Origin of the sequence: Streptomyces sp. HNM0575 (assembly GCF_012726265.1) — a bacterium.
Taxonomy (GTDB): domain Bacteria; phylum Actinomycetota; class Actinomycetes; order Streptomycetales; family Streptomycetaceae; genus Streptomyces.
This window is the reverse complement of record NZ_JAASAG010000012.1, coordinates 204,803-231,130: the sequence shown is the minus strand read 5'-3', so window position 1 is coordinate 231,130 and position 26,328 is coordinate 204,803. Positions and strand designations below refer to the sequence as shown.

The window sequence follows — 26,328 nt, the reverse complement described above, 5'->3', positions numbered from 1 at the left end:
CGGCACGGCCGGCGGGCGAGGATGACGGGAGGCGTCCGACGGTGAGCGACGACAGCGGCGGCAAGCGAATGCGCCGCCGCCCAAGACACGGGCGAGGCGGAGCCGACGCGGGTGAGAGATCCAAGCGGGCCCCCGTGCCCGCTCAGGACCGTGGATCCGACGCACCGGACGACCGGGAGCTCCTGGCCCGGCACGTCGAAGGCGACCCTGAAGCCTTCGGCGAACTTGTGCGCCGCCACCGCGATCGGCTCTGGGCCGTGGCGATACGCACCCTCGGCGACCGCGAGGAGGCCGCCGACGCCGTTCAGGACGCCCTCATCTCCGCCTACCGGGCGGCGCACACCTTCCGCGGCCAGTCCGCCGTCACCACCTGGCTGCACCGCATCACCGTGAACGCGTGCCTCGACCGCGCACGCAAGGCCGCTTCCCGTCGCACTCAGCTCACCGACGACACCGAGCGCCTGGATCTGCTCCTGGAGCCGCACGAGTCCGCGGCGCTGCCCGCCGAGCGCCAGGACCTCAACCGGCAGCTCGTCGCAGCGCTCGCACAACTCCCCGCGGAACAGCGGGCCGCCCTCGTGCTCGTGGACATGCAGGGATATCCCGTCGCCGAAGCGGCAGAGGTCCTCGGTATTGCCGTCGGCACGGTCAAGAGCCGCTGCGCCCGTGGAAGGGCACGTCTGCTTCCCCTCGTCTCCCATCTGCGCCCCAACGGGGAGGAAAGGAGAGCGTCCCAGCAGGAAGACGGAAGGAACCGGACCCGCGGGCCATCCGTCCCACCGCAGGAAGGCGTCACGCAACGACCCGGAGCCGTGAAGGGAGGAGGAGAGCACACATGACATCCACCCCTTTCACGTCCGGCCCGCGCAGCACCGATGGCCATCCGGACGTCGCCGAGATCTCCGCCCTCAATGAGGACCTGCTCCCCGCGGACCGTTCGTCGGCGCTCCAGGCGCACCTTGCCGGCTGCCGCCTCTGCGCGGACGTACTGGCGTCGCTGGATGAGATCCAGGAAACGCTGGGTACGCTGCCCGGCCCGGCCCGTATGCCCGCGGACATCGCCGGGCGGATCGATGCCGCCCTCGCCGCCGAAGCTCTGCCTCACTCCTCGCGGCGCGAGCCCTCCGTGGTTTCACGTGAAACGGGCGACGCCGTCGCCGCTTTTGGAGAGGACGGCCTGTACGGGAGGCCGGCCTCCGAGACGTCACCGGCAGGACACCACAGACACGCGGCCACCGTCGGCTCGGTTTCACGTGAAACCGGCGCTACACGTCGGCCGAACGACCGCCCCGCCGGACGCCCCGGTGGCGGCAGCGGTCCCGGCCGACACCGTCCGGCTCGCCGCGCGCGCCGGTGGCGCTCGGCGATCCTCGCCGGAGCGGGAGCCGTCGTAGCTCTCGGCATCGGCGGGCTCGTCATGCAGTCGATGAATGACCCCGCACCGCCGCCCACCGCAGGAGGTGGCCACAAGGACGGGCGGACCATCGCGGGAAGCGCGCTCGAGAAGCATGTGCACGGTCTACTCGCGGAGCATGAGTCCGGACAGTCCTCGGAAGGCTCCTCCGGCACCCCGTCCGGGGACTTCAATACGAAGGAGAGCACGGCGAACAGTCCGCTCGTCGGAGGCGCCACCTCCATCCCGTCCTGTGTGCGCGCAGGCATCGACCGTACGGAGAAACCACTCGCCGTCGACGAGGACGCCCCGTACAAGGGCCGCACGGCGTACCTCGTCGTACTTCCGCACAGGGACGATCCGAAGCGCGTGGACGCCTATGTCGTCGACCGGTCCTGTGTGGAGGGAGAGGGCGGCGGGCTCGGGACGCTGCTCACCAAGCACACATACGCCCGTCGCTGACACCGGCCCCTGACACGCCGCGCCGTGTAGGCCTGACGGGCCGCACCACAGGGAATGTCTGCCCCCTAGGATCCGTTGGGTGGGGTGAGAACCTCACAGACCGGAAAGCAGTCGGCAGACAAGGAAGACTCCCGTGAGCGACGTCCGTAACGTGATCATCATCGGCTCAGGGCCCGCCGGCTATACCGCCGCGCTCTACACGGCGCGCGCGTCGCTGAAGCCGCTCGTCTTCGAGGGTTCCGTGACCGCGGGCGGTGCGCTGATGAACACCACCGAGGTCGAGAACTACCCCGGCTTCTCGGACGGCATCATGGGCCCCGAGCTGATGGACCAGATGCGCGGGCAGGCGGAACGCTTCGGTGCCGAGCTTATCCCGGACGACGTCACCGAGATCGACTTCTCCGGTGAGATCAAGACCGTCACCGACTCGGCGGGGACGGAGTACCGCGGGCGCGCGATCATCGTCGCGACGGGTTCCGCGTACCGCGCACTGGGCCTGCCCCGCGAGGAGGAGCTTTCGGGCCGCGGTGTCTCCTACTGCGCCACCTGTGACGGCTTCTTCTTCCGCAACCAGGACATCGCCGTCGTGGGCGGTGGCGATACGGCGATGGAGGAGGCCACGTTCCTCTCGCGCTTCGCCAACTCCGTCACGGTCGTACACCGTCGTGACGCGCTCCGTGCCTCCAAGGCGATGCAGGAGCGGGCCTTCGCGGACCCGAAGATCTCCTTCGCCTGGGAGAGCGAGGTTGGGACGATCCACGAGCAGGACGGCAAGCTGTCCGGGCTGACTCTCCGCAACACCCGTACCGGGGACACTTCGGAGCTCCCGGTGACGGGTCTCTTCGTGGCGATCGGTCACGACCCTCGGGTCGAACTGTTCAAGGGCGTACTCACTCTCGACGACGAGGGATACCTGAAGGTCGATGCACCTTCGACCCGTACCAACGTGCCGGGCGTCTTCGCTGCCGGTGACGTCGTCGACCACACCTACCGGCAGGCCGTCACCGCGGCGGGCACCGGTTGCTCCGCCGCTCTCGATGCCGAGCGTTATCTGGCCGCCCAGCTGGACAGCGCCGAGTCGGCAGAACCCGAGAAGACCGAAGAGGCCCAGGAGGCAGCCGAGACCGCGGCGGTCTGAGCCGACAGCAGCGACCGTACGCACACTCAGATATTCACGCGCCACCCGCACCATCACAAGAAACGAGGAGAACAACCATGGCCGGTGCCACCGTGACCGCGACCGACGCAGACTTCGACGAGGTCGTCCTCAAGAGCGACAAGCCCGTGCTCGTCGACTTCTGGGCTGCCTGGTGCGGTCCGTGCCGTCAGATCGCCCCCTCTCTCGAGGCGATTGCCGACGAGAACAGTGACAAGCTGACCGTCGTCAAGCTCAACATCGACGAGAACCCGGCTGTCGCCGCCAAGTACGGAATCATGTCGATCCCGACCATGAACGTCTACAAGGGCGGTGAGGTCGTCAAGACCATCGTCGGCGCGAAGCCGCGGGCGGCGATCGAGAAGGACCTCGCCGAGTTCATCGGCTGAGGACGCTGCTACAGCAGCCCTCCGAGGCACACGCTGAAACGGCCCGGCGAACACCGCCGGGCCGTTTCACGTGAAACCACGCCCGAGAACAAGTCGGTATCCGGGCCCAACCGGATCACCTCCACACCGTCCCCCGTCTCCAACAGGCTCCGCCCGGAGGCGAGTTCACAACGGCCGGAGCACTCGATCCTTCTGTACGGCCCCCAGCAGCTGGTCGAGCGCCCGCTCCACGTCCACACGCCAGGAGATCGTCGATCGCAATTCAAGTCGCATCCTCGGATAGCTGTGATGCGGCCTGACGGTCTTGAATCCCACCGACACCAGATGATCGGCGGGTACGAGACAGGCCGGCGCCGACCAACGTGCGTCTCCGAACGCCTCGATCGCCTTGAAGCCCCTCCGCAGCAGATCCTTCGCCACTGTCTGCACGATGACCCGGCCCAGCCCCTGTCCCTGGTACTCGGGCATCAGCCACGCCGTCATCAACTGAACCGCGTCAGGAGAGACGGGACTCGTCGGAAACGCGAAGGACCGTGGAACGTAGGCCGGAGGCGCGTACAAAACGAAGCCGACCGGTTTCTCGTCCACATAGACGACCCGGCCGCATGATCCCCACTCCAGCAGCACAGCGGAGATCCACGACTCCTTCTCCACCTCTGGCCGCCCGGCTCGCACCGCGGCCTCTCCACTGACGGGATCAAGCTCCCAGAACACACAGGCGCGGCAACGCCCGGGAAGATCGGAGAGGTTGTCCAGCGTGAGCGGAACGAGCTGTCGCCCCATGGATCCATCGTATCCATGGGGCGACATCGGTTACGGCTTCTGCGGGGCGGTATCGGAGAATCCGAGGCCCGCCGCTCTCGCGGCTCCCGCGCACGGCTTTCAGTCCTCGCTCTCCTCCACCTCTGCCTCGACGGTCTCAGCCTTCTCTGACGTCAGCTGCTGTCCCAGCACGCGGCCCTCACCGGGGGCCAGCTGACCGAGGATGCGCTCAAGATCGTCCACCGATGCGAACTCGACGACGATCTTCCCCTTCTTCTGACCCAGGTCGACCTTCACCCGAGTCTCAAAGCGGTCCGAGAGACGTCCGGCCAATTCGTCGAGAGCGGGGGAGACCCGCTTGCCGGCACGGGGTCCCTTCGACTTCGAGGAGCTCTTCGGCGAAGAGTTCGCCATCGTGACGATCTCCTCCACCGCACGCACCGAGAGTCCTTCGGCGACGATCCGATGAGCCAGCCGATCCTGCTCCTCACCATCCTCCACCGACAGCAGCGCACGCGCATGCCCGGCCGACAGGACACCGGCGGCCACACGCCGCTGAACAGACGGAGAGAGACGCAGCAACCGCAGCGTGTTGGAGACCTGCGGACGTGAACGACCGATGCGATCGGCGAGCTGGTCGTGAGTGCAGCTGAAATCCTTCAACAACTGGTCGTACGCCGCTGCCTCTTCGAGCGGATTCAGCTGCGCCCGGTGAAGGTTCTCCAGGAGGGCGTCCAGCAACAGCTTCTCGTCATCGGTTGCCCGGACGATTGCAGGAATGCGCTCCAGTTCCGCCTCACGGCAGGCTCGCCAGCGCCGCTCACCCATGATGAGCTCATAGCGCTCCGGGCCCAACTGCCGTACGACGATGGGCTGGAGCAGACCCACCTCCTTGATGGAGGTGACCAGTTCCGCGAGTGCATCCTCGTCGAACACCTCACGGGGCTGACGCGGGTTGGGGGTGATCGCCTCCAGCGGCACCTCCGCGAAGTACGCACCGACGGGCACGGTCTCATCCGAGCCCCCTTCGGCACCGGTCGACGGAGATGTTTCACGTGGAACGTCGTCCCGCGCCTCGCTGTCCCGCAGGGCAGTCACTTTGGCGGCGGCCACACCGCGGTCCGGTGGAATCACTGGGACGGAACTCGGAGAGGTGGCACCGTTGGCGTCGACCGAGGGACTCCCCTCCTCGCCCCCGGATGCCGGCGCTGCCGGGATCAGCGCACCAAGTCCCCGGCCCAGCCCCCTACGTCGATCGCTCACTGCGTCCCCTCCGGCATGGTGCTGTTCTGCTGTTGGTGCAGCTGCTGAACCGACTCCTCATGGCGCTGCTGCACGTTCGGATCGCGCAACGCGATCTCACGGGCAGCCTCCAGATAGGACAGCGAACCGCTCGATCCAGGATCGTAAGTCAGGACCGTCTGTCCATAGCTGGGGGCCTCCGAGATCCGCACGGACCGCGGGATGTTGGTCCTCAGTACCTCGGCACTGAAGTGGCTGCGGACTTCGTCGGCTACCTGCGAGGCCAGCCGAGTGCGGCCGTCGTACATGGTGAGGATGATCGTCGAGACATGCAGTCGCGTGTTGAGGTGGCCCTTGACCAGATCGACGTTGCGCAGCAGCTGTCCCAGGCCCTCCAGCGCGTAGTACTCACACTGGATCGGGATGAGCACTTCGGCGCCCGCAACCAAGGCATTGACGGTCAACAGGCCCAGCGACGGTGGGCAGTCGATCAGCACGTAGTCCAATGGCTGCTCGTATGCACTCAGAGCCCGCTGAAGACGACTCTCCCGCGCCACCAGTGACACCAATTCGATCTCCGCACCGGCGAGATCGATGGTGGCGGGTGCGCAGAAGAGGCCCTCCACGTCGGGCACCGGCTTGACGACGTCGGACAAGGGCATGCTCTCGACCAACACGTCGTAGATCGACGGCACTTCAGAATGGTGATCGACTCCCAGAGCCGTCGAAGCGTTCCCCTGTGGGTCCAGGTCGATCACCAGAACCCGTGCGCCGTGCAGGGCTAGGGATGCCGCCAGGTTCACGGTGGTGGTGGTCTTGCCGACCCCACCCTTCTGGTTGGCCACGACCATGACCCGTGTCTGCTCGGGCCTCGGGAGGCCTTCGCCGGCACGGTTCATCGCCTCTACCGCCTGCTGGGCGGCGCGACCGATCGGCGTATCGTCCATCGGAGGCGGAGTTTCACGTGAAACATCCATCGATTCCGAACGGGGGCCGGGGACCGGTTCGGCCATCGGTCCCGCGGTATTGGCGTCGGACCGCAACGGTTCACTCTCCTCGACATAAGGCTCGTGCTGAAGAGAGCCTGCCATGCTTTCGGTGTCATGAACCAGCGAGCCCCGCTCAGTTGTGGATGAATCCACCGAGGAGCGGGGCTTGGACGAGGATTTGCGATCGCGCTGAGCGGCTTGAGCGCGACCGCGGCTGATGATTCCTTGCAAGAGAGAGCGGCGTTTCACGTGAAACACGATGCACACTCGTGCACCGCACACCAGGACGACACACCGTAACGCATAGTCTTAAGAGCTTTTTTGGAGTAACCGGACATCCCGCGACCGCAGGGATGATCAGCGCCTGCGCCGTCCACTCCGTGAAGCACGCCCCCGAGCCTTCTGGGCCTTCGCCCGTCTCGCCGCGAATCGCACACCGCCGGGACTCTCGCCGACCTCGGCCCGTACCACCGTCGACAGCGGGTCCACCACGCCGGCGCCCACCTGCACCACCGATGTGTCCACGACTCCGAGCTTGTGCAGCGCGTCCCGAGCGCCCTTCAGCTCTTCCTCCGCCGTGTCGCCCTTGATCGCGAGCATCTCTCCGTACGGCCGCAGCAAGGGGATGCCCCACCCGGCGAGCCGGTCCAGGGGAGCGACCGCTCGAGCGGTCACCACGTGGACGGGCTGGAGCGCGCCGAGCATCTCCTCCGCACGGCCACGCGCTACCGACACGTGGTCCAGGCCCAGCAACTCGACGACCTCCTCAAGGAAGGTCGTACGCCGCAACAGCGGCTCCAGTAGCGTGATGTCGAGATCCTGCCGCACGAGAGCCAGCGGGATGCCGGGCAGTCCCGCTCCGGAGCCGACGTCACAGACTGTCACGCCTTCCGGCACGATCTCCGAGAGAACGGCGCAGTTCAGGAGATGCCGTTCCCACAGGCGCGGCACCTCCCGCGGCCCGATCAGTCCACGCCGTACACCCACATCGGCAAGCAGCTCGGCATAGCGCTCGACATCAGGCAGGTGCTTGCCGAAGAGCTGCCGAGCCGCCTCCGGCGCCGCCGCGAGCTCGGACAGCTCGCTGGACTCCGCCGAGCCCCCCTCGGGTGGCCCGGCTTGCCCCACCGACCCGTCGGTCACGGCAGCACGACCACACAGCGCTGCGGCTCCTCGCCCTCAGACTCACTGCGCAGTCCGGCCGCCTTCACAGCGTCGTGGACGACCTTGCGCTCGAACGGCGTCATCGGGCGCAGCTTCACCGGCTCACCGGAGCCCTTCGCGTCCTGGGCCGCTTTCGCTCCCAGCTCCGCGAGCTCCTCACGCTTCCTCGCACGGAACCCGGCGATGTCCAGCATCAGCCTGCTGCGGTCGCCGGTCTCGCGGTGCACTGCCAGCCGCGTCAGCTCCTGCAACGCCTCCAGCACCTCGCCGTCACGGCCCACCAGCTTCTGGAGGTCGCGGGTGGATCCGTCGTTGATGATCGATACGGCGGCGCGATCGGCTTCAACGTCCATGTCGATGTCGCCGTCGAGATCGGCGATGTCGAGAAGGCCCTCAAGGTAATCGGCCGCGATCTCGCCCTCCTGCTCCAGCTGAGACAGCGTGTCCGTGTCCGCCTCCGTCTCTTCCGCAGCAGTCGTACCGGTGGTGTCCGTCGTCTCCGTCACGCCCTGGGCTCCTTCTCGCTACTTCTTGGAGGGATGCTTGGGGCGCTGCGCTCCGCCCTTGCGCTGCTGCCCCGACTTCTTCTGTCCGGACTTCTCCCCGGCCTTCTTCGGCTGCTGCCTCGCCGCGCCACCGGAGTCGCCGCCGGTGTCCTGCTTCTCCAGCGACTCCGATCCTCCGGGGCCGCCGGCCGTCCGGCCCTGCTGGCGCTGCGACTTCGTCTGCCTCTTGGGCTGCTGCCGACGGGAGCGCGCCGCATCTGCCGCCTCGCGCGCCTCGACCTCCTTCGGGTCCTCCTTCAGCTTGCCCGCGGCCCGCAGCTTCTCCTGACGCTGCTTGTATGCGAGGGAACCCGGCGTCGGATTGCGCTTGATCACGAACATCTGCTGGCCGAGCGTCCAGACGTTGGTGGTCAGCCAGTAGATGAGAACACCCACGGGGAAGTTGATGCCGAAGACGGCGAACATGAGCGGGAAGACGTACATGAGCATCTTCTGCTGCTGCATGAACGGCGTCTTCACCGTCAGGTCGACGTTCTTGGTCATCAGCTGGCGCTGTGTGTAGAACTGCGACGCCGACATCATGACGATCATGATCACTGTGACGACACGCACATCCGTGAGCACGGCGCCCAGCTCCGCGACCTTGTCCGCGCTGTCCAGGAACTTCGCCGCGATGGGAGCGCCGAAGACCGATGCGTTACGGGCGCTGTCCACCTGCTCCGCGGTGAGGACACCCACGGGTCGGTTGTGCGCGATGTGGTTCAGCACCTGGAAGAGGGCGATGAAGAACGGCGACTGCGCCAGGATCGGCAGGCAGCTGGAGAGCGGGTTGGTGCCCGTCTCCTTGTACAGCTTCATCATCTCTTCGGACTGACGCTGCTTATCGCTCTTGTAGCGCTCCTGGATCGCCTTCATCTTCGGCTGGAGCGCCTGCATGTTCCGGGTCGACTTGATCTGCTTCACGAAGAGCGGGATCAGGCAGATCCGGATCAGCACCACCAGGCAGAAGATGGACAGACCCCAGGCCCAGCCGCTGCTCTGGTCGAAGACCAGGCTGAACAGCGAGTGGAACTGGACAATGATCCAGGAGACAGCGGTATAGAGAGGACTCAGGATCGTGTCCAGGAAGTTCATCAGGCTCCTTGGGCGTTGGACTGGGTCCGGTACTGCTGCCAGCGGTGACGCAGCCGCTGGTGCCAAACCGGATGTTTCCGGGCGGGGACGTGGTCGACGCCACCGGGGGACCACGGATTACAGCGCAGGATGCGCCAGGCCGTCAGTGCCGTCCCCTTCACAGCGCCGTGACGCTCGATGGCCGCGTAGCCATAGTGCGAACACGACGGGTAGTACCGGCACACCGGCCCGAGCATCGGACTGATGGTCCACTGATACAACTTGATCAACCACAGCAGCGGGTACTTCATGACGGAGGCCTTCCAAGCAGCCGCTTCAAAGCGGCGTCCAGGTCGCGCACCAGCTCGTCATGGCTCGCCTCACCCGCGCCCGGCAACGCCCGTACGACAACCAGGCTACCTGGGGGCAACCCGGTCACCCGCTCGCGCACCAGATGCCTCAGCCGCCGCTTGACGCGGTTGCGCACGACCGCGTTGCCGACGGCCTTGCTCACGACGAAACCCGCACGGGCGGGGGGAGCCTCTCCCCCCGCCTCGTGCGGGTCCGATGAGCTGCTGTCGCTGCGCAGGTGGACGACGAGAAGCGGGCGGCCCGCCCGGCGTCCTCGGCGTACCGCCGCGGCGAAGTCCTCGCGCCGCCTCAGCCGGTTCTCGGTAGGCAGCACGTCATGGACCTGAGGTCGGGCCGCTCAGGCCGACAGGCGGCTGCGACCCTTGCTGCGGCGGTTCGCGACGATCGCGCGGCCGGCACGGGTACGCATGCGCAGCCGGAAGCCGTGGGTCTTCGCGCGGCGGCGGTTGTTCGGCTGGAAGGTGCGCTTGCTCACTCGGGGGCTCCAGGAAAGCTTCGTGTCCCACGGCGACCGCGGGAGATGGGCGTGTGGTGTCGACCGGCTGTCACCGTGCGCCCACGAGCAGCTCGCAACGCCCGAGTGTGCACCGCTTCGGGTCCGTGAGGAATCTCATGGACCTTGCCCATCGGAGGCAGGCGGCAGCAGCCGTCGACAACTCGACCTCGTTACGGTACGCGCGGCTACGCCATTCGGTCAAACCACCGAGCACCCCCGCGCACGGCGTCGCAGAGGGCCTCCGTGAAGGCGCCGCCCGCGGACTGGCCACCGGTCATGCACAGCCTGTGGACAACGACTTGAATGGTGCACGCCGCCCTGACTACCGTGACTGAACTTCCCATCCCTCCCGACCGTCCGCAGAACCACACATTCGTGGGATCTGCACGGCTGCACCGAACTGCACTTCCGGCACTCATCCAGCACTGCACACCTGCGAGCGAGAGAAGCGTGACCCGTGGCCGACCTGCCTGCCGATCTTGCCGCAGTGTGGCCGCGCGTACTGGAACAGCTCCTCTCGGACGGCCAGGGCGTCGAGGCCAAGGACCAGCGCTGGCTGCGCGAGGCCCAGCCGCTCGTGCTCGTATCCGGAACGGCCCTGCTCGGGGTGCCCAACGAGTACGCGAAGGGCGTGCTCGAGGGGCGGCTCTCCCCGGTGATCAGCGATGCTCTCAGCCGGGAGTGCCAGCAGCCCATCCGACTCGCGATCACCGTCACGGGCCCCGTGCCGGAGGCGTCGGCGCAGACGCCGGACGTCGATGCAGCGGCCGCCGCAGCTGCCGCATCCGGAGCCGATTCGCAGCATGCCGCTCCGTCCGTGCCTGCACAGCACACGCCCCCGCCGCGCGACGGCGGCGGATACGACAGCGGCGGATATGACGGCAACAACGGGTACGACAACGGCGGTTACGGCGGCGGCAGATACGAGGGCTACGAGAACCGCGAACTGCCGAGCCCGCGCCCCGCGTACCCGGAATATCCCGAGGCGCCGCGGCAGACCGGCGCCTGGCCGCAGCAGCACCAGCAGCCCCCGCGCGATCAGTACGCGCCGCAGGGGCAGCCGCCGCAGCAGCAGAGGTACGAGCAGCACTACGACCAGCCGCGCCCTCCGCATCATCAGCAGTACGAGCACGCACAGCCCCCCTCGTACGAGTCGTACGAGCACCAGCGGCAGGCGCAGCAGCAACTCCCGCCGCCACAGGGCCAGTTGCCCCAGCCTCAGGTGCCGCCGCAGGGGCAGCCGCCGGCTCCCCGCTACGACGGGCCGTCCCAACTGCCCGCTTCCAGCGGTGCCCCCGGGCCGCTCGCCGCGCAGCCGGCACCGGCCACGGGACCTGGCGAGCCGACGGCGCGGCTGAACCCGAAGTACCTCTTCGACACGTTCGTCATCGGTGCCTCGAACCGCTTCGCACACGCCGCGGCAGTCGCCGTCGCCGAGGCCCCGGCCAAGGCGTACAACCCGCTGTTCATCTATGGGGAGTCCGGGCTCGGCAAGACCCATCTGCTGCACGCGATCGGTCACTACGCCCGCAGCCTCTACCCGGGTACGCGCGTGCGCTATGTGAGTTCCGAGGAGTTCACGAACGAGTTCATCAACTCCATCCGCGACGGCAAGGCGGACGCGTTCCGCAAGCGCTACCGGGACATGGACATCCTGCTCGTGGACGACATCCAGTTCCTGGCGGACAAGGAGTCGACGCAGGAGGAGTTCTTCCACACCTTCAACACGCTGCACAACGCGAACAAGCAGATCGTGCTCTCCAGCGACCGGCCGCCCAAGGCCCTGATCACCCTGGAGGACCGGCTCCGCAACCGCTTCGAGTGGGGTCTGATCACGGATGTGCAGCCGCCGGAGTTGGAGACGCGTATCGCGATCCTCCGTAAGAAAGCGGTGCAGGAGCAGCTCAACGCACCGCCCGAGGTACTGGAGTTCATCGCGTCGCGCATCTCGCGCAACATCCGCGAGCTGGAGGGCGCGCTGATCCGGGTCACGGCCTTCGCTTCGCTCAACCGGCAGCCCGTCGACCTCGGGCTGACCGAGATCGTCCTCAAGGACCTGATCCCCGGCGGCGAGGACGCCACCCCGGAGATCACCGCGTCGGCCATCATGGCCGCCACGGCGGACTACTTCGGTCTCACCGTCGACGACCTGTGCGGCTCCTCGCGCAGCCGCGTCCTGGTCACGGCGCGGCAGATCGCGATGTACCTGTGCCGCGAGCTCACAGACCTGTCGCTGCCCAAGATCGGCAGCCAGTTCGGCGGCCGCGACCATACGACGGTGATGCACGCCGACCGCAAGATCAGGGCGCTCATGGCAGAGCGGCGCTCGATCTACAACCAGGTCACCGAGCTCACCAACCGCATCAAGAACGCCTGACGTTCGCGTTCTGGCGTCACCGACAGCGAACCACCGCTCGCGTACGTCGCATACATGCGTGCCTGTCGTGAGCGTCGTGCGCCCTCCCGGAACGGCACGAGCCCCCTTGGAGCCAACTCCTCGGGGGCTCTTCGCTGTTCGAATCCGAGCTGCCGGGAGGCCGAGGTCCACAGGAAACAGCCGTATGAGGCGTCCACACCCTGTGGGTCCCCGAAGTCGTCCCGAACTGCGTCCACAGAGCGGGCAGTCGGAGAGCGTTCGGCGAGGTCACCGGGCTGTGGAATTGTGAGCATCCACGGTCCACAGGATGTGGACCGGTCAGCGGCAGCAGTGTGCATGACGACGTCTGTCCACCGCCCGCCCACAGCCCGGGCGATGCTTTCCCCAGCTTCTCCACAGACCTGTCCACTGTTCGGCAACACAACGCGCCTGCTCACTGGTCCGAGTGAAAGCCGTCACACACCGGCCCGTTCAACCCCTGTGGGAAACCTGGGGAAAGCATCGGGATCGGCTGTGGGGAACTGCCGGGAAGCTGTGCACCGGGTGTGCAGAACTTTTCGCCGTCCACAGAAACAGTCGTCTGTCCACCGGCGGCGCCCACAGGCACGGTGGACAGAATTCTGGCGCTGAGCTGGGGAAACGGACTTATCCACGGAATCCACAAGCCCTACTACTACGACCACGGATGTATAGCGCGGAATCTGTTTCGAAGTGGGGGCTGTGCACAACTCGAGCTCTCCCTGTCCTACCCACCCCGCAACGACTTGACCCACACCCACGCCGACTGTCGGCGGCGTGCGTCAGACTGGACCCCGGCAACGAGCCGACTACGACAGGCAGCAGGGCGAGCAGCCAGCAACAGCAGGAGGCGGCTGAAGGTGAAGATCCGGGTAGAGCGCGATGTACTCGCGGAGGCGGTGGCCTGGGCGGCGAAGAGCCTCCCCGCCCGTCCGCCCGTACCTGTCCTTGCGGGTCTGCTGCTGAAGGCCGAGGACAGTTCCCTGAGCCTCTCCGGCTTCGACTACGAGGTCTCGGCGCGGGTCTCGGTCGAAGGCGAGGTCGAGGAGGAGGGCACGGTCCTCGTCTCCGGCCGGCTGCTCGCCGACATCTGCCGCTCGCTCCCCAACCGTCCCGTGGAGATCTCCACAGACGGTGTACGGGCCACGGTCTCCTGCGGCTCCTCCCGTTTCACCCTCCACACACTGCCTGTGGAGGAGTATCCGGCGCTGCCCGAGATGCCCACCGCCACCGGCACGGTGCCGGGCGAAGTGTTCGCCTCCGCCGTCTCCCAGGTCGCCATCGCCGCCGGCCGCGACGACACCCTGCCGGTGCTCACGGGCGTACGGATCGAGATCGAGGGCGACACGGTCACCCTGGCCTCGACGGACCGGTACCGCTTCGCCGTACGCGAGTTCCTGTGGAAGCCGGAGACGCCGGACGCCTCGTCGGTGGCGCTCGTACCCGCCAAGACCCTGCTGGACACCGCCAAGTCGCTCAGCAGCGGCGACAACGTCACGCTGGCGCTGTCGGGTTCGGGCGCGGGCGAGGGTCTGATCGGCTTCGAGGGCGCGGGGCGGCGTACGACGACGAGGCTGCTGGAGGGCGATCTGCCCAAGTACCGCACGCTGTTCCCCACGGAGTTCAACTCGGTCGCGGTGATCGAGACGGCGCCGTTCGTCGAGGCGGTGAAGCGCGTCGCGCTGGTCGCGGAGCGGAACACCCCGGTCAGGCTGAGCTTCGAGCAGGGCGTGCTCACCCTGGAGGCCGGGTCGAGCGACGATGCACAGGCTGTGGAGCGTGTGGACGCGGAGCTGGAGGGCGATGACGTCTCGATCGCCTTCAACCCCGGTTTCCTGCTTGAGGGTCTGAGCGCGATCGACTCCCCCGTCGCCCAGCTCTCCTTCACGACGTCGACGAAACCGGCGCTGCTGAGCGGCAAGCCCGCGCGGGATGTCGAGGCGGACGACGCGTACAAGTACCTGATCATGCCTGTGCGGTTGTCGGGCTGAGCCACGGGCTGGGTGCCGTGCGGTCCACGCCGTAGCTCCTGGTCAGCACGTTCGGGCAAGCGGAGTCCACAGCTGTGCGCACACCCTGTGGGCGTAGGCTCGGGCCCAGGTACGAAACGTGAAAGAAGGGGCACTGATGGAGCTCGGTCTCATCGGTCTCGGCAAGATGGGCGGGAACATGCGCGAGCGCATCCGCCGGGCCGGCCACACAGTCATCGGCTACGACCGCAACCCCGATGTCGCGGACGTGCGAAGCGTCGAGGAGCTGGTGGCGAAGCTCCAGGGACCGCGCGTCGTGTGGGTGATGGTCCCGGCCGGGGCGGCGACGCAGTCGACCATCGATCAGCTGGCGGAGCTGCTCTCCCCCGGCGACGTCGTCGTCGACGGCGGCAACTCCCGCTGGACGGAGGACGAGCAGCACGCCGGGGAGCTGGCCGCCAAGGGCGTCGGTTTCGTCGACTGCGGTGTCTCCGGAGGCGTCTGGGGCCTGGAGAACGGCTATGCGCTGATGTACGGCGGCGACGCCGAGCACGTGGCGCGGGTCCAGCCCGTCTTCGACGCGCTCAAGCCCGAGGGCGAGTTCGGCTCCGTACACGCCGGGAAGGTAGGTGCGGGCCACTTCGCGAAGATGGTCCACAACGGCATCGAGTACGCGATGATGCAGGCCTTCGCCGAGGGCTGGGAGCTGCTGGAGGCCGTCGACTCGGTGACGGACGTGCGCGAGGTGTTCCGCTCGTGGCAGCAGGGCACGGTCATCCGTTCGTGGCTGCTGGACCTGGCGGTCAAGGCGCTGGAGTCGGACGAGCATCTCGCCGAACTGCGCGGCTATGCGGCCGACTCGGGCGAGGGCCGCTGGACGGTCGACGCCGCGATCGACCACGCGGTGCCGCTGCCGGCGATCACGGCGTCGCTCTTCGCGCGCTTCTCGTCCAGGCAGAAGGACTCGCCGCAGATGAAGATGGTGGCGGCGCTGCGGAACCAGTTCGGCGGACACGCGGTCTCGGCGAGCGGCGTACATGTGGACGGTGACACTCCGGGGGCGGACGTCCTTCCGCCGGTGGGTGGTTGACGGTTCCGATGCACGTCACGCATCTGTCGCTCGCCGACTTCCGTTCGTACGCCCGGGCCGAGGTGTCTCTCGGTCCGGGCGTGACGGTCTTCGTGGGGCCGAACGGCCAGGGCAAGACGAATCTTGTGGAGGCCGTCGGCTATCTCGCGTCGCTGGGCAGCCACCGGGTGTCGTCGGACGCCCCGCTGGTGCGGGCGGGTGCGCAGCGTGCCGTCGTACGGGCGGCGGTGCGGCAGGACGACCGGCAGCAGCTGGTCGAGCTGGAGCTGAACCCGGGCAAGGCCAACCGCGCGCGGATCAACCGCTCTTCGCAGGTCAGGCCGCGCGATGCGCTGGGGATTCTGCGTACGGTGCTGTTCGCGCCCGAGGATCTGTCGCTGGTGAAGGGCGATCCGGGTGAACGGCGGCGGTTCCTGGACGAGTTGGTGACGGCGCGCTCGCCGCGCATGGCAGGGGTGCGCTCCGACTACGACCGGGTGCTGAAGCAGCGCAATTCGCTGCTGAAGTCGGCGGTGATGGCGCGGCGGCACGGCGGCCGTGCCGTGGACACCTCCACGCTGGACGTGTGGGACGAGCATCTGGCGCGCGTGGGCGCGGAGTTGCTGGCGCGGCGGCTGGAGCTGATATCGGCGCTGCGGCCGCTCGCGGACAAGGCGTACGAGCGGCTCGCGCCGGGCGGCGGTCCGGTGGGGCTGGAGTACCGGGGGGTTCCGGCGGACGGCGGTGACGGGGGCGACCGCGGGGACGGGGATTCCGGCGGGGACGGGGCCGGCGGTGCCGCCTCCCCCGCGGAGCTTTACGAGGGGTTGCTGTCGTCGCTCAGGGACTCGCGCCGCGCGGAGATGGAGCGCGGTGTGACGCTGGTGGGCCCGCACCGGGACGACCTGGTGCTGAAGTTGGGGGATCTGCCCGCGAAGGGCTATGCGAGCCATGGCGAGTCGTGGTCGTTCGCGCTGTCGCTGCGGCTGGCTTCGTATGAGTTGCTCAAGAGCGAGGGCCACGAGCCGGTACTCGTGCTGGACGACGTCTTCGCCGAGCTGGACGTGCAACGGCGGGCGCGGCTGGCCGAGTTGGTGGCTCCGGGCGAGCAGGTGCTGGTGACGGCGGCGGTGCCGGAGGACGTGCCGGAGGTGCTGGCGGGTGCCCGTTTCGCGGTCGCGGACGGGGAGGTCGTACGCGATGAGTGAGGAGCCCGGGGCCGCACGGGACCCGGAGCCGGAGGCGCCGCAGCAGCAGGCAGCGGAGCCGGATCCGCAGTCGCCGCCCGGCGCGGAGCGGCCGGAGCCTGCAGAGCCCACCGGTGTCGATCTCGCGCGGGTGGCGCTGCGCGCGGCCAAGGAGCAGGCGCGGGCGCGTGGTGCGGCGGCGCAGCAGAAGAAGGACGTGCGGCGTGGCCGGGTGCCGCGTTCCGGATCGGGGCGTGACGGACGGGATCCGCTGTCTTTGGGTGCGGCGGTGCGGGGGCTGATCACCGAGCGGGGCTGGGAGGTTCCGGCCGCGGTGGGCGGTGTGATGGGCCGGTGGCCGCAGTTGGTCGGTCCGGAGGTGGCGCAGCACTGCGAGCCGCAGCGGTACGACGAGGAGCAGCGGGTGCTGACCGTGCGGTGTGATTCCACGGCGTGGGCGACGCAGCTCCGGCTGCTGGCGCCGCGGCTCGTGGCGCGCCTCAACGAGGATCTGGGCGATGGGACGGTCGCGTTGTTGAAGGTGCTCGGTCCGCAGGCTCCTGTTACGCGTAGTGGTCCGTTGCGTGCACCGGGTAGCAAGGGGCCCGGGGACACCTACGGGTGATTCGTGAGGGCGCTCACCGTGATGGGACGTTGACAGCCCGAAGCGCTGAGCGCCCCTGTGAGCGCGCTGGCCCCCCGGTGTGCATATGGGGAGTCGGCGGACGCCAGTTCAGGACGGCACATGCGGACTCAGGCACCGGCAAACGCCCATTCAGGCAGCCGCCACCGGTACACTGGTCGAGAACCCGCCCCGTTGCGGAACATGTCGAACGACGCAGCCGCTCCAGGCTTCTGGAGTCGGCCTGTGCTGTGCCAGAAAGGGCGCTTCGTGGCCGATTCCGGCGATCTCAACGAGTACGAGAACACTCCCACCGACGGCGACACCGGCACACCGGGCGAGAACGGCTCCGAGGCGGCCACACAGGCCGGAGCCGCCCTGGTCGACGGCGCGGGCGCCGAGGTTCCTCCGGTGGGTCCGCCGGTCTCGCCCGTGTCCGCGGACGGTGAGCCGTCGTACGACGCGAGCGCGATCACCGTTCTCGAGGGCCTTGAGGCGGTGCGCAAGCGGCCCGGCATGTACATCGGCTCGACCGGTGAACGTGGTCTGCATCACCTCGTACAGGAGGTCGTGGACAACTCGGTCGACGAGGCCATGGCCGGGCACGCGGACACGATCACCGTGACGCTGCTGGAGGACGGCGGCGTGCGGGTCCAGGACAACGGCCGCGGCATCCCCGTGGGCATCGTGGCGTCCGAGCAGAAGCCGGCGGTCGAGGTCGTGCTCACGGTGCTGCACGCGGGCGGCAAGTTCGGCGGCGGCGGGTACGCGGTCTCGGGCGGTCTGCACGGTGTGGGCGTCTCGGTCGTCAACGCGCTGTCCCAGCGCCTGGCGGTGGAGATCAAGTGTGACGGCTACCGCTGGACGCAGGACTACAAGCTGGGTGTGCCGACGGCGCCGCTGAAGCGGAACGAGGCGACGGACGAGACCGGTACGACGGTCACGTTCTGGGCGGACCCGGAGGTCTTCGAGAGCACGGAGTACTCGTTCGAGACGCTCGCGCGCCGGTTCCAGGAGATGGCGTTCCTCAACAAGGGCCTCGTGATCGAGCTCGTCGACGAGCGTCCCGAGCATGTGGACGAGGAGGGCAAGCAGCTCTCCGTCCGCTACCACTACGAGGGCGGCATCTCCGACTTCGTGCGCTATCTCAACTCCCGCAAGGGCGAGTTGGTGCATCCGACGGTGATCGACGTCGAGGCCGAGGACAAGGAGCGGATGCTCTCGGTCGAGATCGCGATGCAGTGGAACAACCAGTACAGCGAGGGCGTGTACTCCTTCGCCAACACGATCCACACGCACGAGGGCGGCACGCACGAGGAGGGTTTCCGCGCGGCGCTGACGGGTCTGATCAACCGGTACGCACGGGACAAGCGCCTTCTGCGCGACAAGGACGACAACCTCACGGGTGAGGACATCCGGGAGGGCCTGACGGCGATCATCTCCGTCAAGCTGGGCGAGCCGCAGTTCGAGGGCCAGACGAAGACCAAGCTGGGCAACACGGAGGCGAAGACCTTCGTGCAGAAGATCACCCACGAGCACCTCAGCGACTGGCTGGACCGCAATCCGAACGAGGCCGCGGACATCATCCGCAAGGGCATCCAGGCGGCGACGGCCCGGGTGGCGGCGCGCAAGGCCCGCGATCTCACGCGCCGCAAGGGCCTGTTGGAGACGGCGTCGCTGCCGGGCAAGCTGAGCGACTGCCAGTCCAACGACCCGGCGAAGTGCGAGATCTTCATCGTGGAGGGCGACTCGGCCGGCGGTTCGGCCAAGTCGGGCCGCAATCCGGAGTTCCAGGCGATCCTCCCGATCCGCGGCAAGATCCTCAACGTGGAGAAGGCCCGTATCGACAAGGTCCTTCAGAACGCCGAGGTGCAGGCGCTGATCTCTGCGTTCGGCACCGGCATCCACGAGGACTTCGACATCGCGAGGCTGCGCTACCAGAAGATCATTCTCATGGCCGACGCCGACGTCGACGGCCAGCACATCAACACCCTGCTGCTGACGCTGCTGTTCCGCTTCATGCGCCCGCTGGTCGAGGCGGGGCACGTCTTCCTCTCGCAGCCGCCGCTCTACAAGGTCAAGTGGGGGCGGGACGAGCATCAGTACGCCTACTCCGACCGCGAGCGCGACAGCCTCATCGAGCTCGGCCGCGAGCAGGGCAAGCGGATCAGGGACGACTCGATCCAGCGGTTCAAGGGTCTCGGCGAGATGAACGCCGAGGAGCTGCGGATCACGACCATGGACGCCGATCACCGGGTGCTGCGTCAGGTGACGCTGGACGACGCCGCGGCCGCGGACGACCTGTTCTCGATCCTCATGGGCGAGGACGTGGAGGCACGGCGCTCGTTCATCCAGCGCAACGCCAAGGACGTCCGGTTCCTCGACATCTGAGCCCCGGCGTCCGCGCAGGCGGGTCTCCCGTGGCACCGCCCCCGGGTCCCCGCGCCGTGCAGTCCGGTGCCGCCGCACACACACTGAAGGACTTGAGCTGAGCAATGGCCGACGAGATCACTCCCACTCCTGACAGCCCCGACGGGGACGACGGCACCGAGCCGGTGGTCGCCGGCGACCCGGCGCCGGTGCAGATCGAGGGCGCCGCCTCGCGCGTCGATCCGGTGAGCCTCGAGACTGAGATGCAGCGTTCGTATCTCGACTACGCGATGAGCGTGATCGTCTCGCGTGCGCTGCCGGACATCCGCGACGGCCTGAAGCCGGTGCACCGGCGCGTGCTGTACGCGATGTACGACGGCGGCTACCGGCCGGAGAAGGGCTTCTACAAGTGCGCCCGCGTCGTGGGCGACGTGATGGGCACGTACCACCCGCACGGCGACTCCTCCATCTACGACGCCCTGGTGCGCCTCGCGCAGACCTGGTCGATGCGGATGCCGCTGGTCGACTCCAACGGCAACTTCGGTTCGCCGGGTAACGACCCGGCCGCCGCCATGCGGTACACCGAGTGCAAGATGACGCAGCTGTCGATGGAGATGCTCCGGGACATCGACGAGCAGACCGTCGACTTCCAGGACAACTACGACGGGCGCAATCAGGAGCCGACGGTTCTGCCGGCCCGCTTCCCGAACCTGCTGATCAACGGCAGCGCCGGCATCGCGGTCGGCATGGCGACGAACATCCCGCCGCACAATCTGCGCGAGGTGGCGTCGGGTGCCCAGTGGTATCTGGAGCACCCGGACGCCTCCAGCGAGGAGTTGCTGGAAGCGCTGATCGAGCGGATCAAGGGCCCCGACTTCCCGACGGGCGCGCTGATCGTGGGCCGCAAGGGCATCGAGGAGGCCTACCGCACGGGCCGCGGCTCGATCCCGATGCGTGCGGTGGTCGAGGTCGAGGAGCTCCAGGGCCGTCAGTGCCTGGTGGTCACCGAGCTTCCGTACCAGGTCAATCCGGACAATCTCGCGCTGAAGATCGCCGAGTTGGTGAAGGACGGCCGCGTCGGCGGCATCGCGGACGTACGGGACGAGACGTCCTCGCGCACCGGCCAGCGGCTGGTGATCGTCCTGCGGCGGGACGCCGTCGCGAAGGTCGTGCTGAACAACCTCTACAAGCACACCGATCTACAGACGAACTTCGGCGCGAACATGCTGGCGCTGGTGGAGGGCGTGCCGCGCACGCTGTCGCTGGACGCCTTCATCCGGCACTGGGTGGCGCACCAGATCGACGTGGTCGTGCGCCGTACGCGCTTCCGGCTGCGCAAGGCGGAGGAGCGGGCCCACATCCTGCGCGGTCTGCTGAAGGCGCTCGACGCGATCGACGAGGTCATCGCGCTGATCCGGCGCAGCCAGACCGTGGAGGACGCGCGCGGCGGCCTGATGGGCCTGCTGGAGATCGACGAGATCCAGGCGAACGCGATCCTCGAGATGCAGCTGCGGCGGCTCGCGGCCCTGGAGCGGCAGAAGATCACCGCCGAGCACGACGATCTCCAGGCGAAGATCGACGAGTACAAGGCGATCCTGGCCTCGCCGGGCCGCCAGCGGCAGATCATCGGCGAGGAACTCACCGCGCTGGTGGACAAGTTCGGTGACGACCGCCGCACGACGGTGATCCCCTTCGAGGGCGACATGTCCATCGAGGACCTGATCGCCGAGGAGGACATCGTCGTCACGATCACCCGTGGCGGCTACGTGAAGCGTACGAAGGCGGGCGACTACCGGGCGCAGAAGCGCGGCGGCAAGGGCGTGCGGGGCACGAAGCTCAAAGAGGACGACATCGTCGACCACTTCTTCGTCTCCACGACGCACCACTGGCTGCTGTTCTTCACCAACAAGGGCCGGGTGTACCGGGCGAAGGCCTATGAACTGCCCGACGCGGGGCGGGAAGCGCGCGGTCAGCACGTGGCGAACCTGCTGGCGTTCCAGCCCGACGAGCAGATCGCGGAGATGATCGCGATCCGCGACTACGAGGCCACGCCGTATCTGGTGCTCGCCACCAAGTCGGGCCTGGTGAAGAAGACTCCGCTGAAGGACTACGACTCGCCGCGCTCCGGCGGCGTGATCGCGATCAATCTGCGGCAGATGGACGACGGGCGCGACGACGAGCTGATCGGTGCCGAACTGGTCTCCCCCGAGGACGATTTGCTGCTGGTGAGCCGCAAGGCGCAGTCGATCCGCTTCACCGCGACCGACGAGGCGCTGCGGCCCATGGGTCGTGCGACTTCTGGTGTGAAGGGCATGAGTTTCCGTGAAGGTGACGAACTCCTCTCGATGAACGTCGTTCGTGCGGGTACGTTCGTGTTCACCGCCACGGACGGCGGGTATGCGAAGCGCACCGATGTGGACGAATACCGCGTGCAGGGCAGGGGCGGTCTCGGCATCAAGGCCGCGAAGATCGTGGAGGACCGTGGCTCGCTGGTCGGCGCACTGGTCGTCGAGGCGAGCGACGAGATCCTCGCCATCACGCTCGGCGGCGGTGTGATCCGTACGCGCGTGAGCGAGGTCAGGGAGACGGGCCGGGACACGATGGGCGTCCAACTGATCAACCTGGGCAAGCGGGACGCGGTGGTCGGAGTCGCCCGTAACGCGGAGGCCGGTCGTGAGGCCGAGGAAGTGGAGGCGGCTGTGGAGCCCGGTGGGGAGCCGGGCGAGGAGCCGGCGGCCGTACCGGTCGAGGCGGACGATTCGGACGACGAGGAGTAACGCGTGAGTGGTGCCCAGCCGCAGCCCCGTGCGCAGCAGGAGACGGGTTCGGGGCAGCAGTCGCATCCGGAGTCGCAGCCGCTGCCGCAGGCCCAGCCGCAACCGCAGACCCGGTCCGAGCAGCACACGCAGGCGCATCCGCAGCCGCACCGGCCGCCGCAGGCGTATCCGGCTCCGCCGGTGAGTCCGCCGACGGCGGGCATGGGCCACGGCACGGGTGCGGGGCCGGGGCCGGGCGCCGGGTCCGCGAACACGGATGGGCAGCAGCAGGGCACGGACGGTACGGGCTACGCCACCACGGACTCGGGCACGAGCGTGGGACACGGTCCCACCGGCGGTGCCGCCGCGGGCGGGGGTCTGGCGGGCATGACCGGGGGCGCGGGCGCCGTGCGCCGCTCGCGTACCGGCGCCCGTACGGTCCCGCGCACCCGCAAGGCGCGGCTGCGCGTGGCCAAGGCCGACCCGTGGTCGGTGATGAAGGTCAGCTTCCTGCTGTCGATAGCGCTGGGCGTGTGCACGATCGTCGCGGTGGCGGTGCTGTGGATGGTGATGAACGCGATGGGCGTCTTCACCGCCATATCCGCCACCGTCAGCGAGGCGACGCAGTCGGGGGCCTCGGGCGGCGGGTTCGATCTCGAATCGTTCCTGTCACTGCCGAAGGTGCTGCTGTTCACGGCGGTCATAGCGGCGATCGACGTGGTGCTGGCCACGGCCCTGGCGACGCTGGGGGCCTTCATCTACAACCTGTCGGCGGGCTTCGTCGGCGGGGTCGAAGTCACCCTCGCCGAGGACGAGTGACGCCTGGCCGGCCGGCCTGACGGACCCCCGGAACGGATTTGGGGGCACCGATGGAAGTGCGCTAATCTTTCGGTGCAGCACGGGGCTATAGCTCAGATGGTTAGAGCGCATCCCTGATAAGGATGAGGCCGGAGGTTCAAGTCCTCCTAGCCCCACCAGCGCAAGAAGCACCGTGGGACATCCCACGGTGCTTTTTGACACCCACAGGTGACACCAACGGCAAGATCAGCCGATGAGTGGATCTTCCAGTAGCTCAGCGAGCATCGAGGGCTCGCTCCGCTCGCCGCGCGGCCCGCGCGCGGACGCGAGCCAGAAGAGAGAGGTCGTGGCTGAGACGGTCGGCTCCACGGCTTTAGGCCGCCCCAAGGCAGCTCCAGCCCAAAGCCGCTACGCCTATTGTCAACTGCCAGAGCGCCGAAGACCTATGCTCGCCGCAGACCGGTCTCGAGTGAGTGTCCGAATGCCCACAACGATCCCGGACGTGAGGGCGACGCTGACAACATCGGGCACCAAGTCGGCAATTCGTGGGTTGTGCCCGATGACCGTGGTCTCCGCCAACTCCCAGGCCAGCCCGACGACGAGGGTCAGCCCGGCGGCTCGTCCCAGCCGGTTGACGCTTACGGCGAGTACCGCCAAGCAGAACAACACGGCCATCCACAGGAAGTGCGGCCACTTCGTCAGCGCGAGCAGCACCGACTCCCCGTCAAGGCTCCAGTCCATCCGCGGCGCCTGCCGCCCGTCCGGTGCCCGACTTGCCGCCCACACGCTGGCAACTGCCAGCACCACGAACGGAACCCCACGCACGAACGTCCAACTTCGCCAACTCCCCCGAAGTTTGACGGGTGTCTCACCGGTCTGTTGCATGATCGCGCACCCTACTGGCTGATAGCGACGTACGCAGTCCTGTCAGCCCCACGGATCAGAAGAGCACCGCCGGATTCCGGCGGTGCTCTTTGGCCGGACCGCACGCCGGGGCTGGACTTCGTCCGGGTCGACGACGGCAAGACGAGCAAGAGCCGGCTGCATCTCGACTTCGTGCCCGACGACCAGGAGGACCACCCACCGGCTTCGGCGGGTGGTCCTCTTCGTGACCGGTGCGCCGGGTCAGCCGCGTCGGGCCTGCACGACCCACATGGGGATGCTGACGTGGCCGTTCTCGTCGAGCACCGCTTCGCCGCCTTCGTCGCCCGCCGGCTTGCCCACGTTGGCCGCCAGCTCGCCCACGTTGGCCGCTCCCGCGTAGATGGTCCGGCGCAGATCCGTGATGTCCCAGCCCGTGGCGGCCAGGGTCGAGCGGATGTTGTCCTCCGGGACCGTCATGGCGTCGGGGATGGGCGTCGGGCTGTCGTCGCAGAAGCACAGGATGTTGAGCAGGGCGTCGGGCTTGGCGACCCGGTGCAGGGCCGCCGTGTAGCGAAGCCGCTGCTCGTCGTCGAGGCAGTGGTACAGGGCGCTGTCGAGCACGGAGTCGAAACGGCCCTCGTAGCCCGCGAGTTCGGTGGCGTCCGCCACGGCGAAGTCCACCTCGGCACCCTGCGCCCTGGCCCGCTCCTCGGCCTTGCGGATCGCGGTGGGCGAGCCGTCCAGGGCCGTCACGCGGTGGCCCTGCGCGGCGAGGAAGATCGCGTTGTCGCCCAGGCCGCAGCCGATGTCGAGGACCTCGCCGAACAGCCGCCCGGCGCCCTCGAGTTCCTTCACGGCCGGCTGGGCCTGCTCGATGTCCCATGGCGGCCGGTCGGTCTTCACGCCTTCCACCAGAGGTTCGCCCTGGTAGATGGCGTCGAAGTCGACGTTGTATATGTCCGGAGGCCGGCCGGCAGGGTCCTCGGTCATGGTGGGTCCGCCTTTTCAGTCGTTTCCGTCGTTCGTGCGGCCGGCAGCGGGCGCGCACGTCCTACGAGCCTAGTGGCCCGGCCCTCGCGGGAGTTCGGGAATCGGGAGCGTACGGGAGTTCACCCACGGGTCCCACGGGTGCCACGGGTGCCGTGATCCCCGGGTTCCTGCCCGTCGCCGTCCTCCTGCCGGTTGCCGGCGGCCGGGGGTACGGCCTCGTCGATGATGGCGCGGGCGCCGCGGCGCAGCAGTTCGGCGCACACGCGGGCGCCCAGCTCCGCGCCGGCGCCGGCGGCCGTGGCGTGCAGGCGGGCGTGCGCGGTACGGGTGCCGTCGAGGCTGAACACCATGCCGTGCAGGGTGAGTCGGCCGTCCTCCTCCGTGGTGCAGTGGCCGGCGACGGGTGAGTTGCAGTGGCCGCGCAGGCCTTGGAGCATCGACCGTTCCGCGGTCGCCTCGGCGTGCGTACGGGGGTGGTCGAGTCGGCGGAGCAGTGCGAGGACCGTCTCGTCGTCGCGCCGGCAGTGCAGTGCCAGCACGCCCGCGCCGACGGCCGGGAGCACTTCGTCCGGCGGGAACTCGTACCGGATGCGCCGCGTGAGTCCGAGGCGCAGGAGTCCCGCTCTCGCGAGCACCATGGCGTCCGCTTCGAGGCCGGCGCGCAGGCCGTCGAGCTTCTCCAGGCGGGTGGCGACCGCGCCGCGCACCTCCAGTATGCGCAAGTCGGGCCGCCGGGCGAGGAGTTGGGCCCTGCGGCGTACGGAGCTGGTGGCGACGGAGGCGGCATGCGGCAGGTCCGCGAGGGACGCGGCCGGGGAGCCCTCGGGTACGAGGAGCACGTCGTGCACGTCGGCGCGTGGCGGAGTCGCCGCGAGTACCAGGCCCTCGGGAAGCGGCTGGTCGCCGGGCACGTCCTTGAGGCAGTGCACGGCCACATCGACCTCGCCGTGCTGGAGCCGGTGGTCGACGGCCTTGACGAACAGGCCCTTTCCGCCGGCCTGTGCGAGGGAGCCGGGCCAGGTGTCGCCGGAGGTCGTGATCGGTACGGTCCGTGTGAAGAGCCCCGGGGCGTGCCGGCGCAGCAGTGCGGCGACGTGCTCCGCCTGTACGAGGGCCATGGGCGAGCCGCGGGTGCCGATGAGGAGCGGACGTCCGGGGAAGCCGCGGAAGCCGCGGAAGCCGATGGCCTCGGAGGTGTCGGGTGCGTCGGGGGTGTCGGTCACGGGCTGGAGATCCTCTCGCGGTGTGGATCTCAACGTAGGG

24 protein-coding genes and 1 tRNA gene are annotated in these 26,328 nt (G+C 68.3%); 13 read left to right on the top strand and 12 right to left on the bottom strand.

Annotated elements, in window-relative coordinates; all coding sequences use genetic code 11:
* The first annotated feature begins 134 nt into the window (after positions 1 to 134).
* From sigM to trxA, 4 genes are all read left to right on the top strand, one after another.
* Positions 135 to 839, top strand: coding sequence for an RNA polymerase sigma factor SigM (sigM, locus tag HCC61_RS26260; protein ID WP_346777392.1), 705 nt, complete (start codon positions 135 to 137; stop codon positions 837 to 839).
* Positions 836 to 1,855, top strand: coding sequence for a hypothetical protein (locus HCC61_RS26255; RefSeq protein WP_169139538.1), 1,020 nt, complete (start codon positions 836 to 838; stop codon positions 1,853 to 1,855). The genes sigM and HCC61_RS26255 overlap by 4 nt, the downstream gene beginning before the upstream one ends.
* 133 nt (positions 1,856 to 1,988) lie before the next feature.
* Positions 1,989 to 2,993, top strand: a complete 1,005-nt coding sequence (gene trxB / locus HCC61_RS26250) for a thioredoxin-disulfide reductase (RefSeq protein ID WP_169139536.1) — start codon at positions 1,989 to 1,991, stop codon at positions 2,991 to 2,993.
* 77 nt (positions 2,994 to 3,070) lie between these two features.
* The gene (gene trxA / locus HCC61_RS26245) at positions 3,071 to 3,400 is read left to right on the top strand and encodes a thioredoxin (RefSeq protein ID WP_070017807.1); all 330 of its coding nucleotides are present in this window, start codon (positions 3,071 to 3,073) and stop codon (positions 3,398 to 3,400) included.
* A gap of 165 nt (positions 3,401 to 3,565) precedes the next feature.
* Here trxA and HCC61_RS26240 read toward each other — a convergent pair whose 3' ends face one another.
* From HCC61_RS26240 to rpmH, 9 genes are all read right to left on the bottom strand, one after another.
* Positions 3,566 to 4,183 carry a GNAT family N-acetyltransferase gene (locus HCC61_RS26240; RefSeq protein WP_169139534.1) on the bottom strand — a complete coding sequence of 206 codons (618 nt, stop codon included), beginning with the start codon at positions 4,181 to 4,183 and terminating at the stop codon, positions 3,566 to 3,568.
* A gap of 99 nt (positions 4,184 to 4,282) precedes the next feature.
* Entirely contained in the window at positions 4,283 to 5,425 is a 1,143-nt protein-coding gene (locus HCC61_RS26235) for a ParB/RepB/Spo0J family partition protein (protein WP_169139532.1), read from the bottom strand.
* On the bottom strand, positions 5,422 to 6,495 hold the full coding sequence (locus tag HCC61_RS26230) for an AAA family ATPase (RefSeq protein ID WP_169139703.1): 1,074 nt from the start codon (positions 6,493 to 6,495) through the stop codon (positions 5,422 to 5,424). The genes HCC61_RS26235 and HCC61_RS26230 overlap by 4 nt, the downstream gene beginning before the upstream one ends.
* Positions 6,496 to 6,750: 255 nt before the next feature.
* The gene (gene rsmG / locus HCC61_RS26225) at positions 6,751 to 7,473 is read right to left on the bottom strand and encodes a 16S rRNA (guanine(527)-N(7))-methyltransferase RsmG (RefSeq protein ID WP_206323050.1); all 723 of its coding nucleotides are present in this window, start codon (positions 7,471 to 7,473) and stop codon (positions 6,751 to 6,753) included.
* A 59-nt stretch (positions 7,474 to 7,532) separates the two neighbouring features.
* A complete protein-coding gene (locus HCC61_RS26220) occupies positions 7,533 to 8,063 on the bottom strand; it encodes a R3H domain-containing nucleic acid-binding protein (RefSeq protein ID WP_169139530.1) in 531 nt (176 codons plus the stop codon).
* Positions 8,064 to 8,081: 18 nt separating this feature from the next.
* Positions 8,082 to 9,188 carry a membrane protein insertase YidC gene (gene yidC, locus HCC61_RS26215; RefSeq protein WP_169139701.1) on the bottom strand — a complete coding sequence of 369 codons (1,107 nt, stop codon included), beginning with the start codon at positions 9,186 to 9,188 and terminating at the stop codon, positions 8,082 to 8,084.
* Positions 9,189 to 9,196: 8 nt separating this feature from the next.
* Positions 9,197 to 9,487: a membrane protein insertion efficiency factor YidD gene (gene yidD / locus HCC61_RS26210; protein WP_169139528.1), complete on the bottom strand. Its 291-nt coding sequence runs from the start codon at positions 9,485 to 9,487 to the stop codon at positions 9,197 to 9,199.
* A complete protein-coding gene (gene rnpA, locus HCC61_RS26205) occupies positions 9,484 to 9,861 on the bottom strand; it encodes a ribonuclease P protein component (RefSeq protein ID WP_169139526.1) in 378 nt (125 codons plus the stop codon). The genes yidD and rnpA overlap by 4 nt, the downstream gene beginning before the upstream one ends.
* 24 nt (positions 9,862 to 9,885) lie before the next feature.
* Positions 9,886 to 10,023 carry a 50S ribosomal protein L34 gene (rpmH, locus tag HCC61_RS26200; protein WP_027748981.1) on the bottom strand — a complete coding sequence of 46 codons (138 nt, stop codon included), beginning with the start codon at positions 10,021 to 10,023 and terminating at the stop codon, positions 9,886 to 9,888.
* 478 nt (positions 10,024 to 10,501) lie between these two features.
* Here rpmH and dnaA point away from each other — a divergent pair, with 478 nt between their 5' ends.
* The 9 genes from dnaA (at position 10,502) to HCC61_RS26155 (ending at position 23,390) form a co-directional block, all read left to right on the top strand.
* Complete coding sequence (gene dnaA / locus HCC61_RS26195) at positions 10,502 to 12,421, top strand: chromosomal replication initiator protein DnaA (RefSeq protein ID WP_169139524.1); 1,920 nt, start codon at positions 10,502 to 10,504, stop codon at positions 12,419 to 12,421.
* 878 nt (positions 12,422 to 13,299) lie between these two features.
* The gene (gene dnaN, locus HCC61_RS26190; protein WP_169139522.1) at positions 13,300 to 14,430 is read left to right on the top strand and encodes a DNA polymerase III subunit beta; all 1,131 of its coding nucleotides are present in this window, start codon (positions 13,300 to 13,302) and stop codon (positions 14,428 to 14,430) included.
* A gap of 136 nt (positions 14,431 to 14,566) precedes the next feature.
* Positions 14,567 to 15,499 (top strand): phosphogluconate dehydrogenase (NAD(+)-dependent, decarboxylating), encoded by a 933-nt coding sequence (gene gnd / locus HCC61_RS26185; RefSeq protein ID WP_169139520.1) that lies wholly within the window; start codon positions 14,567 to 14,569, stop codon positions 15,497 to 15,499.
* Between the two features lie 8 nt (positions 15,500 to 15,507).
* A complete protein-coding gene (recF, locus tag HCC61_RS26180) occupies positions 15,508 to 16,686 on the top strand; it encodes a DNA replication/repair protein RecF (protein WP_169139700.1) in 1,179 nt (392 codons plus the stop codon).
* Positions 16,679 to 17,290, top strand: a complete 612-nt coding sequence (locus HCC61_RS26175) for a DciA family protein (RefSeq protein WP_169139518.1) — start codon at positions 16,679 to 16,681, stop codon at positions 17,288 to 17,290. Before recF ends, HCC61_RS26175 begins: the two co-directional genes overlap by 8 nt.
* Before the next feature lie 243 nt (positions 17,291 to 17,533).
* Positions 17,534 to 19,678 carry a DNA topoisomerase (ATP-hydrolyzing) subunit B gene (gyrB, locus tag HCC61_RS26170; protein WP_346777391.1) on the top strand — a complete coding sequence of 715 codons (2,145 nt, stop codon included), beginning with the start codon at positions 17,534 to 17,536 and terminating at the stop codon, positions 19,676 to 19,678.
* A 104-nt stretch (positions 19,679 to 19,782) separates the two neighbouring features.
* A complete protein-coding gene (gyrA, locus tag HCC61_RS26165; RefSeq protein ID WP_169139516.1) occupies positions 19,783 to 22,434 on the top strand; it encodes a DNA gyrase subunit A in 2,652 nt (883 codons plus the stop codon).
* An 81-nt stretch (positions 22,435 to 22,515) separates the two neighbouring features.
* Positions 22,516 to 23,232, top strand: a complete 717-nt coding sequence (locus HCC61_RS30975; RefSeq protein WP_240969312.1) for a DUF3566 domain-containing protein — start codon at positions 22,516 to 22,518, stop codon at positions 23,230 to 23,232.
* 81 nt (positions 23,233 to 23,313) lie between these two features.
* Positions 23,314 to 23,390: transfer RNA gene (locus HCC61_RS26155), tRNA-Ile, on the top strand.
* A gap of 241 nt (positions 23,391 to 23,631) precedes the next feature.
* Here HCC61_RS26155 and HCC61_RS26150 read toward each other — a convergent pair.
* The 3 genes from HCC61_RS26150 to hemC form a co-directional block, all read right to left on the bottom strand.
* Positions 23,632 to 24,096 carry a hypothetical protein gene (locus tag HCC61_RS26150; protein WP_169139514.1) on the bottom strand — a complete coding sequence of 155 codons (465 nt, stop codon included), beginning with the start codon at positions 24,094 to 24,096 and terminating at the stop codon, positions 23,632 to 23,634.
* A 240-nt stretch (positions 24,097 to 24,336) separates the two neighbouring features.
* A complete protein-coding gene (locus HCC61_RS26145; RefSeq protein ID WP_169139512.1) occupies positions 24,337 to 25,065 on the bottom strand; it encodes a class I SAM-dependent methyltransferase in 729 nt (242 codons plus the stop codon).
* Between the two features lie 119 nt (positions 25,066 to 25,184).
* Positions 25,185 to 26,288, bottom strand: a complete 1,104-nt coding sequence (gene hemC, locus HCC61_RS26140; RefSeq protein ID WP_346777390.1) for a hydroxymethylbilane synthase — start codon at positions 26,286 to 26,288, stop codon at positions 25,185 to 25,187.
* Positions 26,289 to 26,328: the final 40 nt, after the last annotated feature.